This is a genomic window from Roseivirga sp. (genome assembly GCF_965216855.1).
Lineage (GTDB): Bacteria > Bacteroidota > Bacteroidia > Cytophagales > Cyclobacteriaceae > Roseivirga.
Genome location: NZ_OZ244204.1, coordinates 4,546,787 through 4,561,374, shown reverse-complemented (window position 1 = coordinate 4,561,374; position 14,588 = coordinate 4,546,787). Strand labels below are relative to the sequence as shown.

Annotated in this window: 16 protein-coding genes; 12 read left to right on the top strand and 4 right to left on the bottom strand. The window is 43.3% G+C overall.

What is annotated here, in order from left to right:
- Positions 1-65: 65 nt before the first annotated feature.
- Positions 66-623 (top strand): DinB family protein, encoded by a 558-nt coding sequence (locus tag ACOOEY_RS20105; RefSeq protein ID WP_420386523.1) that lies wholly within the window; start codon positions 66-68, stop codon positions 621-623.
- 114 nt (positions 624-737) lie between these two features.
- On the opposite strand, the gene ACOOEY_RS20100 is transcribed toward ACOOEY_RS20105, so the two are convergent.
- Positions 738-1,157 (bottom strand): OmpA family protein, encoded by a 420-nt coding sequence (locus ACOOEY_RS20100; protein ID WP_420386522.1) that lies wholly within the window; start codon positions 1,155-1,157, stop codon positions 738-740.
- 167 nt (positions 1,158-1,324) lie between these two features.
- On the opposite strand from ACOOEY_RS20100, the gene ACOOEY_RS20095 reads away from it, so the two are divergent.
- Entirely contained in the window at positions 1,325-1,813 is a 489-nt protein-coding gene (locus ACOOEY_RS20095) for a gluconokinase (protein WP_420386521.1), read from the top strand.
- Positions 1,814-1,854: 41 nt separating this feature from the next.
- Entirely contained in the window at positions 1,855-3,192 is a 1,338-nt protein-coding gene (locus tag ACOOEY_RS20090; RefSeq protein WP_420386520.1) for a GntP family permease, read from the top strand.
- On the opposite strand, the gene gndA is transcribed toward ACOOEY_RS20090, so the two are convergent.
- Positions 3,189-4,595: an NADP-dependent phosphogluconate dehydrogenase gene (gene gndA, locus ACOOEY_RS20085; RefSeq protein WP_420386519.1), complete on the bottom strand. Its 1,407-nt coding sequence runs from the start codon at positions 4,593-4,595 to the stop codon at positions 3,189-3,191. The two genes, ACOOEY_RS20090 and gndA, sit on opposite strands and share 4 nt — an antisense overlap.
- A gap of 148 nt (positions 4,596-4,743) precedes the next feature.
- Here gndA and zwf point away from each other — a divergent pair, with 148 nt between their 5' ends.
- The 8 genes from zwf (at position 4,744) to ACOOEY_RS20045 (ending at position 10,261) form a co-directional block, all read left to right on the top strand.
- Positions 4,744-6,270 carry a glucose-6-phosphate dehydrogenase gene (zwf, locus tag ACOOEY_RS20080; RefSeq protein WP_420386518.1) on the top strand — a complete coding sequence of 509 codons (1,527 nt, stop codon included), beginning with the start codon at positions 4,744-4,746 and terminating at the stop codon, positions 6,268-6,270.
- Positions 6,271-6,278: 8 nt separating this feature from the next.
- A complete protein-coding gene (gene pgl / locus ACOOEY_RS20075; RefSeq protein WP_420386517.1) occupies positions 6,279-6,992 on the top strand; it encodes a 6-phosphogluconolactonase in 714 nt (237 codons plus the stop codon).
- A gap of 64 nt (positions 6,993-7,056) precedes the next feature.
- A complete protein-coding gene (locus tag ACOOEY_RS20070) occupies positions 7,057-7,383 on the top strand; it encodes an ArsR/SmtB family transcription factor (RefSeq protein WP_420386516.1) in 327 nt (108 codons plus the stop codon).
- Position 7,384: 1 nt separating this feature from the next.
- Positions 7,385-7,858, top strand: a complete 474-nt coding sequence (locus ACOOEY_RS20065; RefSeq protein ID WP_420386515.1) for a DUF6428 family protein — start codon at positions 7,385-7,387, stop codon at positions 7,856-7,858.
- Position 7,859: 1 nt separating this feature from the next.
- Positions 7,860-8,468 carry a protein-tyrosine-phosphatase gene (locus tag ACOOEY_RS20060; RefSeq protein WP_420386514.1) on the top strand — a complete coding sequence of 203 codons (609 nt, stop codon included), beginning with the start codon at positions 7,860-7,862 and terminating at the stop codon, positions 8,466-8,468.
- 83 nt (positions 8,469-8,551) lie between these two features.
- Positions 8,552-9,031 carry a flavodoxin domain-containing protein gene (locus ACOOEY_RS20055; RefSeq protein WP_420386513.1) on the top strand — a complete coding sequence of 160 codons (480 nt, stop codon included), beginning with the start codon at positions 8,552-8,554 and terminating at the stop codon, positions 9,029-9,031.
- 36 nt (positions 9,032-9,067) lie between these two features.
- A complete protein-coding gene (locus tag ACOOEY_RS20050; protein ID WP_420386512.1) occupies positions 9,068-9,766 on the top strand; it encodes an HAD family hydrolase in 699 nt (232 codons plus the stop codon).
- A 27-nt stretch (positions 9,767-9,793) separates the two neighbouring features.
- On the top strand, positions 9,794-10,261 hold the full coding sequence (locus ACOOEY_RS20045; RefSeq protein WP_420386511.1) for a hypothetical protein: 468 nt from the start codon (positions 9,794-9,796) through the stop codon (positions 10,259-10,261).
- A 1-nt stretch (position 10,262) separates the two neighbouring features.
- Here the strand turns inward: ACOOEY_RS20045 and ACOOEY_RS20040 are convergent, their stop codons facing one another.
- Positions 10,263-10,991: a LytR/AlgR family response regulator transcription factor gene (locus ACOOEY_RS20040; protein ID WP_420386510.1), complete on the bottom strand. Its 729-nt coding sequence runs from the start codon at positions 10,989-10,991 to the stop codon at positions 10,263-10,265.
- 2 nt (positions 10,992-10,993) lie between these two features.
- Positions 10,994-12,055 carry a sensor histidine kinase gene (locus tag ACOOEY_RS20035; RefSeq protein ID WP_420386509.1) on the bottom strand — a complete coding sequence of 354 codons (1,062 nt, stop codon included), beginning with the start codon at positions 12,053-12,055 and terminating at the stop codon, positions 10,994-10,996.
- A 235-nt stretch (positions 12,056-12,290) separates the two neighbouring features.
- Between ACOOEY_RS20035 and ACOOEY_RS20030 the strand changes: the two genes are divergently transcribed.
- The gene (locus ACOOEY_RS20030) at positions 12,291-14,492 is read left to right on the top strand and encodes a DUF5916 domain-containing protein (RefSeq protein WP_420386508.1); all 2,202 of its coding nucleotides are present in this window, start codon (positions 12,291-12,293) and stop codon (positions 14,490-14,492) included.
- The last annotated feature ends 96 nt before the right edge of the window (positions 14,493-14,588 follow it).

The following is a 14,588-nucleotide window of genomic DNA, read 5'->3' as shown; positions in this document are numbered from 1 at the left end:
GGCAAATTAGCAAATCATTTTCCCATTCTCACCGTTTCAACACACAGCACTTAAATCAAAATCTCATGAAAACAATCACAAAAACAATGTTGGCTTTGACCCTCGTGGTCTTTGCCTCTGCCAACCTGCTCGTCACAAGCGACTCTGCCCTGGAAGATTCAATGAAAGATGGATACGTAGCTGACTGGGAAAGAGCGAAAGCCTATTCCCTGGAATACATCGATGCCATGCCTGAGGACGGCATCAATTATCGTCCCGATGCATCTGTAAGATCTTTTGCTGAACAGTTCCTGCATATGGCTCAGGGTAATATTGGCTTAGTTGGTAATGCAACCGGAGCGGACAGGATTTATGCCAATGTAAACCTGGAAAAAGAAACCAAATTCCATAACAAACAAGCCTTGAGAGACCTGACTGTAGAAGCCTATGACTGGTGTATTGCTGCGGTTAAAAACATGGACATGAGCATTGCTGAAGAAATGACTGGTCCAAATGACAACTTCCAGTTCAGCAGAATTGAGTGGTTAAAGAAAGCCTTTGAGCACCAGACTCACCATAGAGGTCAAACTACCATTTATTTAAGAATGAAAGGTGTTCAACCACCAGCTGAAAAGCTTTTCTAGGACTGAAATAGCCTAATGAGAAGACCGGGAATTGTTGAAAACAGTTTCCGGTTTTTTTATTCAATGAGTCTAAGCAGTTCAGGGTGACGTAAAGCAGATGATTATGTAGCCCCGCTAAATGGCCAGCCATAAAATAATATCAACCCGCCTGTTCTTGCGCCTGCCTTCCCAGGTAGAATTGTCGTAGATAGGGTTGAACAAACCAAAATCCTTGATTTCAATTACTTCAGGCTTGACCCGTTCGTTGGAAATCAGCTTCTCTACTACAGATTCACTGCGCATTTCGCTGAGCCATTCATTGTACTCCTTACCTCCTACATTGTCGGTATGGCTGTGGACGGTGATGATAAAATTGTGGAGGTTGGGAATAGAATCGAGGAACTGACCGAGTTCTTTGGTTTGCTCACGGTCTACATAATAACTCCCTCCCCGGAAGTAAATGCTTCTGATAGCTGAGGGCTCACCGAAGTTCTGCGCCAGACCTGAAGCCATCAGACCAAAGAAGAACAAAGACAGACAAAAGAGCTTTCTCATACCTTACATGTGTATATCACACAGCCTTTAAAGTTATTCTGGTCATCCTCAAAGGCTTTCGATTTAATTCTGAGCATATAATTTACTTCATAGAAACGATTTATCATCCTTTCTGTTTTTTGATTTTATGAGCTTGATTTAATTTGTGATGAAAGGAGCATAAGCAATTGAAACAAGTCATTCTGGTAATGGGTATCTGTGGCTCAGGTAAAACCACCGTGGGTAAAGCACTCTCTGTTGAACTGGGCATCCCCTTCCTCGATGCAGATGATTTTCATCCCAGAAGCAATGTCATGAAGATGAGTCGTGGTGAAGCTCTGACCGATGACGATCGCTGGCCCTGGCTGGCTGCCATCGTTGAACACATGCTCAACAGTCACCGCGATCAGTTCATTCTCGGCTGTAGTGCCCTAAAAGGTGCCTACCGTGAGTACCTTGGCCAAAGACTGAGACTTCATCCGGTAATGCTGGATATCACCTTTGATGAAGCAAAGCGCAGAATGGACCAAAGAGAGGCACATTTCATGCCCAGCTCACTGATCAAATCCCAATTGGATACGCTCGAGGTTCCAAAGGATGCGATCACCATTTCAGCCACAACAGAACTCAATGAAATAGTGGATTTGCTAAGTGAAAGCTTCCGCAAGTTGTTGTAATTACCTAATTTCTGCGTTTTTATCTCCTTAAGGAAAAACCTATGCTCTACGTTGCCATTGTTTCAGGCGTTGCAATTCTGCTTTTTCTCATCATGAAACTGAAGCTGAATGCCTTCCTCAGTTTGCTGTTCGCCAGTATTTGGGTAGGCTTGCTGGGAGGCCTCTCTGGCGATGAAATCATTCGGTCTATTTCTGATGGTATGGGAAGCACTCTGGCCTTTGTCGCCACCATCGTTGGATTGGGTGCCATATTCGGAGCTATACTCGAGCATTCAGGGGGTGCTCAGGCATTAGCCCGGTTTCTATTGAAAAAGGGAGGTGAATCCAAGTCGAGGCTGGCACTTCTCACCACAGGCTTTATCGTTTCAATCCCCGTGTTTTTTGATGTAGGGATCATCATACTGATGCCCATTGTAAAAGCGCTTTCCAAAAAGAGTAACCGACATGTCCTTTATTATGGTTTGCCTTTGCTAACAGGGTTAGGCATTACCCATAGCTTTATTCCTCCTACCCCCGGCCCGGTTGCAGTAGCAGAGATTCTTCAGGTAGACCTTGGGTATGCTATCGTAATTGGAGCACTCATTGGAATTCCAATTGCCTTGCTCTGCGGTTTAACCCTCAGCAAAAAGTTGGTTCCTACTCATGAACTACCTGAATGGGAAGAAAATGAAGTTGAGAATGAGCAAGGATTTGACAGTGGACTGGTTAAGACAATCATGTGGGTACTGGGACTTCCTATTATACTCATACTGATAGGCTCCCTTCTCAAAACCCTGGCCAATGAAGGGATTATTAATTATGGACCAATCATCGACATTATGTCCTTTCTGGGACACCCTTTTGTGTCTTTATTGATCGGTACTTTCCTTGCACTTTACTTCCTGGGAGTGAAAAAAGGATTGGGTAAAGATGAACTGTTCAAAGTAACGAACGATTCCCTGTCTCCTGCCGGATCAATCATTCTGATTACAGGGGCTGGCGGAGTACTTAAAACGGTGATGATTAATACGGGTATAGGTGATATGATTGCCCAAAGTATGCTAAATACCAGTTTCTCGGTATTACTCCTTGCCTATTTGGTAACGGTTTTAGTACGAATTATGCAGGGCAGTGCCACAGTAGCCATGCTCACCGGTGCCGGAATTGTGGCAGCCGTTTTACCGGGCATCGACCTGAGTATGCTGGAAAAAACCTTTATCATGATGGCTATTGCGGCAGGCAGTATCGTAGTGAGCCATGTCAATGACAGCGGATTCTGGCTGGTGAATAGAATCTTAGGACAATCCGTTCAACAGACACTGAAATCATGGACTATTCAGTCCACTCTGATTTCAGTGACTAGTTTTCTAATGATCTTTATTATCTATCAGTTGATTTAATCTTCTTCCCACTCAGTGTGGAATACACCCGGACGATCGAGTCTCTCGTAGGTGTGTCCTCCAAAGTAATCTCTTTGGGCCTGAATAAGATTAAGCGGTAATCTCTCAGATCTGAAGGCATTGAAGTAATTCAAACTGGCGCTCATTCCGGAAACTGCTATACCTGCGTTGTGTGCCACTGAAATCACCTTGTTCACAGATGGCAACAAGCCTTTGATTTCATCACTAATGTAGGCATCGAACAGCAGGTGTTCTCTGTTATCTACATTATCGAAAGCCTTTCTGATATGCTCTAGAAGTTCCGCTCTGATGATACATCCTCCTCTCCAGATTTTGGCAATTTCAGCCAGATCCAGATCATATTGATACTTAGATGATGCCTCCAGCAATTGCCTCATGCCCTGAGCAAATGTGACGATAAAGCTGAAATACAAAGCTGCTTCCAAATCAGCTGCTGAAAAACGACTAGGGTCGCTTTGCGACTTAGGATAAACCAATGCTGCCTTTTCTCTTTCTTCTTTGAAGGATGATAATACACGCATACTCACCGAAGAGTCGATGGCCGGAATGGGGATACCAATATCCATCGCATTCTGTGAAATCCACTTCCCGGTTCCTTTCTGTTTCGCTCTGTCACTGATGTGATCTATTAATTCACCCGGAGTGAGGTCATCTTTCTTCGTGAAAATATCAGCTGTGATCTCAATCAGATAAGACTTCAACTTGCCCTGGTTGAACCCTTCAAACAGTTCAGCCATTTGCTCATTGCTGTAGCCCAGACCATATTGAGCCAAATCGTAAGTCTCAGCGATCAACTGCATCAAGCCATACTCAATACCATTATGTACCATTTTGACATAATGGCCTGCCGAGTTATTCCCTACCCTGGCTACGCATGGCTCACTGTTTACTTTTTCCGAAACAGCTTCCAGTATAGAACCAATAATATCATAAGTCTCCTGATCTCCTCCGGCCATCATACTAGGTCCTTTTCTGGCACCTTTCGCTCCACCGGAAATACCAAGACCCAGGAAGTTGATTCCTGAATTGCGCAGTTTGGTCATTCTCCTTTCAGTATCCATGAAATAAGAATTACCACCGTCTATCAATAAGTCTCCATTATCGAGAAATGGCATTAAATCCTCTATGACGTTATCTACCGGGGCACCACTGGGTACCAGGAACATAATCTTCCGAGGTGTTTCCAATGAGCGGATAAATTCAAGTTTATCGGTAGTGGCAGTTGCCCTGCCAGTCGTACTCTCGTTCTTTAATGCATCAACTTTACCCTGGTCTAAATCATAACCAATGGCAGAAAAGCCGTGATCAGCCACATTGAGGATAAAATTCTTTCCCATTACCCCTAGGCCAATCAGACCAAAATCATATTTTCCCTGAGACATATTTCTGTTTTTAATTCTTAGGTCTAAATCTACACCATAAGTTCCTGAAGTCTGAACTCTACCAATTATCTTTAGGCCGGAACTTTCTGAGTCTGGAAAGATTTAGTGGTTACAAAGAAACAAAGCCTGACCTAGGCAAAAAAGCTTAATGAAAAAAACTGACGACCAGGTCCTCGTAATATTTGGCGGTTCCGGTGACCTGACCAAAAGAAAACTCATTCCCGCTGTCTTCAACCTATACCAGGGAGGTCTTCTCCCTAAATGCTATGCAGTAGTTGGTGTAGGCCGAACTGAATATACCGATGATGAATACCGTGAAAGTGTAGTCTTTGACAATGAACATCTAAACAACAAAGAAGAAGTTACTGACAGTCAGCTTAAAAGCTTTGCTGCCATGATTTATTATCAGGCGCTGGACACTAAAAATATTGACTCCTATGCCAACCTGAAGGAGAAGCTGAGTCGGTTGGATCAGGAAAAAGCTACCTGTCACAACTATATTTTCTATCTCTCTACTCCTCCCAGTCTCTATGAAATTATTGCTGAGGGTTTAGCAGTGAATAAGCTCAACCAGCAAGAAAATGGCTGGAGCCGTTTAATTGTTGAAAAACCATTTGGCTATAACCTGGAATCGGCCAAATACCTCAACGAACACCTAAAGAAGTACTTTTCAGAAGAGCAGATTTATAGAATAGACCATTACCTGGGTAAGGAGACTGTTCAGAATATGTTCGTTACGCGCTTTGCCAACAGCATATTCGAACCGCTATGGAATAGAAACTACATTCACCGGGTTGAAATTACCGCTGCAGAAAGTGTGGGCGTTGAAAAAAGAGGCGGTTATTATGATTCTTCAGGCGCTCTCCGTGACATGGTGCAAAACCACCTGTTTCAGTTAGTAGCCTTAGTGGCCATGGAACCTCCGGTCAAAGCTGATGCTGAGAGTATCAGAAATGAAAAGCTGAAGGTTTTCCAAAGCCTTAAACCTTATACCAAGGAAGGCATTCGTGAAAATGTAATCAGAGGCCAGTATATGGCTTCTACCATAAGAGGCGAGAAAGTACCCGGATATCGGGAAGAAGAAGGCGTCTCTGAGGAATCCAAAACGGAAACCTACGCAGCGCTTAAGTTCTACATAGACAACTGGCGATGGGCAGGTGTACCATTCTATATCAGAACCGGTAAAAGAATGCCTACCAGGGTGACCGAAGTGGTGATTCACTTCAAACCGAATCATCATCACCTGTTTTCATCCAATGAAAACCTTTCTAACCCACAGAACACCCTGGTGCTTAGAATCCAGCCAAACGAAGGCATACTCTTAAAGTTTGCCATGAAAATACCAGGGGCAGGTTATAATACTGAACAGGTGAATATGGACTTCCACTATGACGACCTGAGTGATGTTTATGTACCGGATGCCTATGAGAGACTGATTCTTGATTGTATGCAGGGTGATGCTACCCTGTATGCCCGAGGAGATAGTACCGAAGCGGCCTGGGAGTTTATCGATCCAATTCTCAGGGCATGGGAAAACGATGAGATTCCTATCTATGGATATCCGGCAGGTACCTGGGGACCTGAAAATGCAGATAACCTGATTGATGGCGATCAGATGACCTGGCGCTACCCCTGTAGCAACCTGACGAACGATGGCAACTATTGTGAACTTTAACCTGAACCATGGACATTAACATTACTTCTACCCCACTGGAAACTGCCAGAGCTTTTGCTGATTATATGTTAGCTCAACATCAGCAAAATGGCCAACTGAATATTGCCCTTTCAGGAGGTTCAACCCCAAAAATACTTTTCGACTTGCTGGCTTCAGAGTATAAAGAAAGCTTCAACTGGTCTGATATTCATTTCTATTGGGGCGATGAGCGTTGTGTTCCTCCTTCAGATTCGGAAAGCAATTACAAAATGACTGTCGATCATCTGCTATCGAAGATTGATATGCCTGAGCAGAATATTCACAGGGTCTTAGGTGAAGAAGAGCCTGCAGAAGAAGCGCAAAGATATGGTCAGTTGATTGAAGCTAATCTACCATCAGAAAATGGTAATCCGGTTTTCGATATCATCATATTGGGTATGGGAACCGATGGCCATACTGCTTCTATTTTCCCGCATGAAATAGAATTACTCGATAGTACCAAGACTTGTGAAGTAGCCAACCATCCTGAAAGCGGACAAAAGCGCGTTACGCTCACCGGACCGGTAATTAATGCGGCTAAAGCTGTTTGTTTTCTGGTCACCGGGGAGAGCAAAAAGGAAAAGATCAAGCAAATCGTTGATGCGGAAGATGTGGCCCAAAACTATCCCGCATTCCATATTAATCCGGTCAATGGAGAGTTGATCTGGTTTATTGATGAGCCGGCAGCTTCTTTACTAGCTTAATTTCCAGTTTTTTAGTCATCTGCTTTGAGGCTAATTCATTTCATCGTAACATTGCGATATAATTATGGGATTAACCAAATCAAACTTATTTACGCAAGAGCAAAATGAGCTGGCAGCTATCGCCAGGGTATTGGCACATCCTGCCAGAATTGCCATACTGCAACATCTCATTAAAGCTAACGCCTGTATTAACAGTGACCTGGTCAATGAATTGGGTCTTGCTCAGGCCACCATATCTCAGCATTTGAAGGAGTTGAAGGCCATAGGCCTGATTTCCGGAACTATTGAAGGCGTGAGCATGAGCTATTGTATCAATGCCGATCGTTGGAATAACATCAAAGAAAGCCTGGCTTCCCTGTTCGACAATTATAACCCTCCTACCTGTTGTTAATATGAAACTATCCGAAATCAAGAACGCCTTAACTCACCTGGAGCAGGTTCAATTCAGACTCCCTGATGGTCAGTGGGTACCCACACACTTCCATGTTACCGAGGTGGGTGCAATACACAAAAACTTTATCGACTGTGGTGGAACAGTTCGCCAGGAAAAAGTCATTAGCTTTCAGCTGTGGACGTCAACCGATTACGATCACAGGTTGGCGCCTCAGAAACTGCGTTCCATTATCGAACTATCTGAGCAACACCTTAAGCTGGAAGATGCTGAAATTGAAGTCGAATATCAGGGAGAAGAAACTATTCAGAAGTTTGGTCTGGAATTGATGGATGGTGTTTTACAACTCACCTCCAAATTCACTACCTGCCTGGCCAGTGACAAATGCGGAGTACCAGAACCCAAGGCAAAGCCACGTGTCAGACTCAGTGCCCTCAGTAATACCTCATGTACTCCTGGATCAGGTTGTTGCTAAGATGAATACCACACTCATTTCAACCATTGAGAAGGCTTCATTGGCACCCATTGCGAGTGATCGAAAAGCTGTACTTCAGGTCTTAATCGACTATATCAACGAGAAGCTCAAACAAGGCCTTCCGCTGAAGTTGAATTTTATCTGTACACATAATTCCCGAAGAAGTCAGATGTCTCAAATCTGGGCGCAGGCGGCCGCTGTGCATCATCAGGTAGATATTGAATCATTTTCCGGTGGTGTAGAAGTCACTGCTTTTAATCCCAGAGCCGTAGAATCATGTAGAAGATTGGGCTTTGATATTGAGGTTTCAGACAACCGCAACAATCCTGTCTACCTGGTTAAACTTGAAGAAGGAAAAAAACTCAGCTGCTTTTCGAAGCTTTATGATGATGATGCCAATCCTTCGGCACAATTTGCTGCAGTAATGACCTGCTCCGATGCTGACGAAAACTGTCCATTTATTCCAGGTACCGAAGCGAGAATTCCGCTAAGATATGAAGACCCCAAGGCCTTTGACGATACCCCTCAGGAGGCTGAAAAATACGATGAGCGAAACCTCCAGATAGCCTCAGAAATGCTCTATGTATTTCGCACAATCTCAGCGAATTAGGAATGATTTTTATCATCTTTTCCAATAGTTGACATCAGCCTTTTTATGCGCAATCAACCCGACCTTTATACAAAGCTTGAGTCATGAAAACGCTAATCGCCTATTGTAGTCGCCATGGTTCTGCAGAAAAGATAGCTCACCTGCTTTTTGTAGAAATTGAGAATGGCCCTGTTCGCTTACTCGACCTTAGTAATGAACAACTACCGGAAAACCTGAAAGAATACGATCAGGTTATTATTGGTGGTTCTATTCACTATGGACAGATTCAACCGTCTGTTAAAAAGTTCTACCAACGCTATTTCGATGAGTTAATGCACAAACGCCTGGGCCTTTACATGTGCTATATGCTGGAGGATAAAGCTGAAGAAGAATTCAATGAAGCTTACCCTGAAGAACTTAGGAATCATGCTGTGGCCCTTGGATTCTTTGGGGGCGAGTTGTTGATTGATAAAATGAACTTCCTCGAAAAGTTTGTGGTAAGAAGGGTAATGAAAGAAACAGAACCCACCTTTCATCTCGATGAAACAGAAGTGGACTCATTTATCAATAAAATGAATCACTGAAGTTTCATTTTAAACATGATGCCTTAGCTTTGGTTCATGCCAAAGTTCAAAACCATTGCTTTCGATGCAGATGATACCCTGTGGGTCAATGAGCCCATATTCACCAGCACCAGACAGCAGTTCGAAGAGATCCTTTCCACCTACATCCACTTTGATGAGAATTTGGAAAAGGAGCTCTATGCAGTAGAATCCAGAAACCTGAGACTCTTTGGTTATGGTATCAAAGGCTTTACCCTTTCCATGATCGAATCGGCTCTTGAACTCACTGACTATAAGATACATGGCAAAGACATTGAGCGGATTATTGGTTTAGGGAAAGAAATGCTTGAGCATCCGGTACAGGTGCTGCCGGGCATTGAAGACATATTAGACCTGCTGGAGAATCATTATCAACTCATGATCATTACAAAAGGCGACCTGTGGGATCAGGAAAGCAAAGTGGCCCGCTCAGGACTTATGCGATACTTCGATCTGGTGGAGATAGTCAGTGAGAAGAACCCGGATAGTTATCGGGATGTACTCAGACGCAATCAAATTGAAGTAGAAGATTTCCTGATGATCGGAAACTCCCTGAAATCAGATGTATTACCTGTGGTCGAACTGGGTGGAACAGCCATACACATCCCCTTTCATGACACCTGGACGCACGAGCAAATGGACAAATCTGAAATTAAAGACCTATCTTATGTAGAAATGAGCTCCGTTTCCGAACTGAAAAGCTTTTTAGGAGTTTAAACATAAGTACCAGGTTATCAAAGCAGTATGCTTAAGTTTCGATTGATTTCAGCTCTTACCTTAACGGCATTGGTTAGTGCCTGCGGATTCAAAGCCAACAATCCGGAACATGCAATTGTAGGCCGTTATGAAGTGCAATCAATAACCCTTAGTGGTTGCACAGACCCGGCAGAGAATGATGACGGCTCAGACCTGCAGTTTGGATGCGAAGTAGAAGATCGTTATCGGGTATGTCAATCCATCAGTCTGGAATTCACCAATGACCGTGAGTATATCTTTTCAAGAAACAGAACCGTAATCGACATGTCTATAGGTACTTCGCTCTATGAAGAAGACCCACTGATTGGCTTTTACTGGATTGATGGAACCAATCTGAGTATTTGCTTCGATGGTGACTGCAGACCTGCCAGCTTCACGCATGAAGGAAAAATACTGAAGCTTGAAATTCAGCAACCTAATGGCTGTCTGGAAACTATTATGGCTGTCAGAAAATAGCCTATCCCAAAATAGACTTACTGGAATTGAGCTGCTCCAAAACCTTGTCTTTGTAATTTCTGCCAATGGGTATCTCTACCCCATTCACTTCAATTGCATTATTGGAAAATGCCTCAATCTTCTTGAGAGGTACGATGAATGACCGATGTACACGCATGAAACAGTCTTCAGGTAATTTCTCCTCCAGAAAGCTGATTTTCTGAAGTGAGATCACTTCTTTGCCCTGAAGCTTGATACGTACATAGTCCTTCAAACTTTCGATATAGAGGATGTCCTTCAGGTAAACCTTCACCATTTTTCGGTCAGCCTTGAGAAAAATGTGGGGTTCATCGGTTCTTAAAGCATCCGGTTCCTGAGCCGGCTGAGGCTCTTCCTGCTGAACGTGTAACACCTTGTTCACCGCTTTAAGAAAGCGATTGAATGAGATAGGCTTCAACAAATAGTCCGCTACATTTAACTCGTAACTTTCCAGCGCATATTCCCTGTAGGCCGTGGTAAATATGATTTGAGCATTGGGATTAAGCACTTTGATGAACTCAATGCCTGTGAGTTTCGGCATTTGGATGTCCAGAAAGAGTAAATCAATCGGTTCCTTTTTGAGCCATTCAAACGCTTTGAGTGCATTATCGCATTCTGCAACCAACTCGAGTCCGTCAATCTTTTGAATATGTGATGTAATCACCTCTCTCGCGAGTGGTTCGTCATCAATGACAAGGCATTTCAGTTTCATGGCTAAAAATTGAGTTTCAATACCACCAGGAAAGAATCTGAGGACTCATGGATATTGAGTTCATGGCTTTCCGGGTAAAGGATTTCCAATCTCCTTTTAACGTTCTTCAAACCAATCCCCTCTTTATAGGAGAACCGGTCTTCAGATTCGTCATGATTACTTTTACTGTTTTCAACTTTTAAGGTTAACCCTCTATGCTTCAGGCTAAGGTCAATAGATATCCAGGAATCCTCAATTTCCTCGCTGGCACCATGTTTAAAGGCATTTTCGACAAAGGGTAGAATAAGCAAGGGCGACACAGATTCATCACCATTCTCATTATTCACCGTCATATTTACATTCAGCCGGCTGCCATACCGAATCTTCTCCAACTCTATGTAATCTCTCACCAGAGCAATCTCTTTCGATAATGGCACCTTATCGGCATTGCATTCATACAGCATGTAGTTCAAGAGATCTGACAGCTTCAATACCACCTCAGGCGCATCCTTGCTTTGTTTTAGAGTGAGTGCATAAAGGTTATTCAGCGTATTGAAAAGGAAGTGCGGATGTATCTGCGACTTCAAAAACTTCAGTTCAGCCTCCAGTTTATCTTCCACCAACTGCTGATTCTTCTTTTGTTCCTGATACCAGTATTTAAACCATTTAATGACCACGGCAATGAACAATACCGGATAGATTCCACTGGTCATCTTAAGAATCTTACCCACATTGATTAGTGGACTTTGAAAACTATCATTTGGCCAGAAAACAGGATGTTCAATGAACACATATTCAAACCAAAGCAGTGTGGCAAAAACAATCACTACCAACGCTATATACAGAAAGAAGGCTCCATATTTCTGCTTGTAGAGTAGTTTGGGCATTAGCACATAAAGCGTAATGTAAACGGCAGGCATTTGCACTAGGGCATCAATGAGTTGAATCATGATGTGCATGCCATACCTCTCATCGAAACTGCCATAGACAATCCCGAAGAAGAGTATGTAAACGGTCCAAAAAATAATGTGCCAGAGAATTCTGGGGGTTCTGAACAGAAGGTTTTCAAATCCTGGTTTTGCCATAGCTTATCGGACAGGTAAGACACCAAACTTAGTTGATAAGTTTCTAATTATCACATATCTAGACAAAAGTGAGTACTCCACTCCCCAACCTTTCATTTACATCGACAAACGCCTCAAATCGATAAAAACCGAAGTTCGGCTAATAAACTAAGGCTTTAGTCTAATAAACCTGTTTCAGGACAACCTTAGCCTGGAATGACAGTAAAGGCAGACAACTACGTCAACAACTCAAATTATGAAAAAGCTGCTCACCGCAGGATTACTCATCTTGTCTGCGTCTCTGATGGCTCAGAATCAAGACACCAGAAGCACTTACCGATATCGTATTTCAAAGTCTAAAAGCCCGATCATTATTGACGGTGTCGATGATGAAGAAACCTGGCAGACCGCTGCCAAAATTGGTAAGCTACTCAACCATTGGCCCAGCGACACAGGAGATGCCGAAGCACTGACAGAAGTATGGGTTAGCTATGACGATGAATTCGTCTATGTACTCGCCAGACTCTATGACAATGGCGAAAGAGTGGTTCAGTCACTCAGAAGAGATAATATTGACTCACATTGGAACAGTGACAACTTTACTGTAATCATTGATCCTTTCAATAACAAACAAAGTGGTTTCTTCTTTGGCCTCAACGCTGGAGGTGCACAGGTAGAAGCCCTGATGAATGTAGAAAACGGAGAAACCAACTTCGATGAGAACTGGGACAATAAATGGTATTCAGAAGTCAGGGCCTATGAAAACTACTGGTTGGTTGAAATGGCCATTCCATTCAAGACACTCAGGTATAACAGTACTCAAACCGAATGGGGAATTAACTTCATCCGGGGCGATATGGAGCGTAACCACTACTCTACCTGGACACAGTTCCCTATCAGTTTCGGAGGGATAGACATGAACTTCATGGGTACTTTGGAATGGGATGCTGCTCCTAAAAAGGCCGAAGGTAAAGTGGTGTTGATTCCTTATGTAGCTGGCAGCACGCAAAGAGATTATGAGAATGAGGAAGGTCAGACCGGATACACTCAGGAACTCAGTACCGGGCTTGATGCCAAAGTGGCAATAACAGGTTCGTTGAACCTGGACCTGACGGTTAATCCTGACTTTTCCAATGCAGATGTAGATCAGCAGGTAACCAATCTTTCACGTTTCAGCATCTTCTTCCCTGAAAGACGAAACTTCTTTCTGGAGAATGGAGACATCTTCTCCAATTTCGGTAGCTGGCAAATTCAGCCCTTCTTTTCCAGAACTATAGGTCTTCATGAGGGACAGCAGGTACCCATTCGCTATGGTGCCCGTTTAACGGGTAACCTGACTCCTAACCTGAGAATTGGTGCCATGAATGTACAAACCGGTTCCATCGAAGAGTTAGAAGCCAATAACTATTCTGTTATCGCGGGACAGCAGAGGGTGTTCAGTCGCTCTGTTATTAAGGGAATATTCATTAACCGGAATGGACAAGACGGTGATTTCGGCAGAAACGGTGGACTGGAATTCAACTATGTACATCCATCAGGATCATGGAACAACACCTTCCGCTACCACATGGCCACCAATGAGGAAAATCCTTCAGACAATAGCTTCTACGGATTCGATGGAGGGTATCGCGACCGTAATCTGGCCATGGGCTGGACATTTGATGTGGTAGGTAGAAACTACGTGACAGAACAAGGCTTTAACCCGAGACTTTATAATTATAATGCAGAAACTGAAGAATCTGAGAGACAGGGTTACACCAGAATCAACCCATGGTTCAGATACCGATTCATTCCTGAAAACGAGAATTCAAAACTCGCTCAGCATGGCGTCAGAACCTGGCACATGGCCTGGCTAAACACTGATGGTTCTTTAAATGAAAGAAGACACGGTGTCGGATATGACCTGATCTTTAAGAACACCTCTGAATTCAGAATTAACCGACTTTTCTTCGAAAGTAATCTGCCTGTACCGATCAACCTGATTGGTGAAGGAGAAAACCTGCCAGTTGCGAATTACAAGTATGCCGATAACTTCCTGTTCTACTCCAGTGATCGCAGGAAAATCATTAATACTGAAATCTCTTTGAGACATGGCACCTTCTACAATGGTACCAAGAGTGGATTTACTACCGGGCTTAATTTCAGGACTCAACCATGGGGTACTTTTGGAGTAACTTATGACTACAACAAAGTTAAACTGGCCGAAGGTTATGGTGAGTCTGACTTGCACCTATTCAGATTAAACGCTGAAATCAGCTTCTCCAACAAGATGTTCTGGACTACGGCTGTACAGTATAATTCACAAGCTGAGAACTACAATATCTTCTCCCGCTTCCAATGGAGATATAAACCTATGTCGGACATTTTCATTGTCTACACCGACAATTATGGCATTGATGGGTTGAATATTAAAAATCGTCAGATCGTATTCAAGGTGACTTATTGGCTGAATATGTAGATTGACTGACTGTTGCTTATTTCCGGTCTTGGCGTCTTATTGAAGCCAAGACCTTTTTCATCTTGAGTGAAACGTAAGATCTGCCGAAACCAAAGT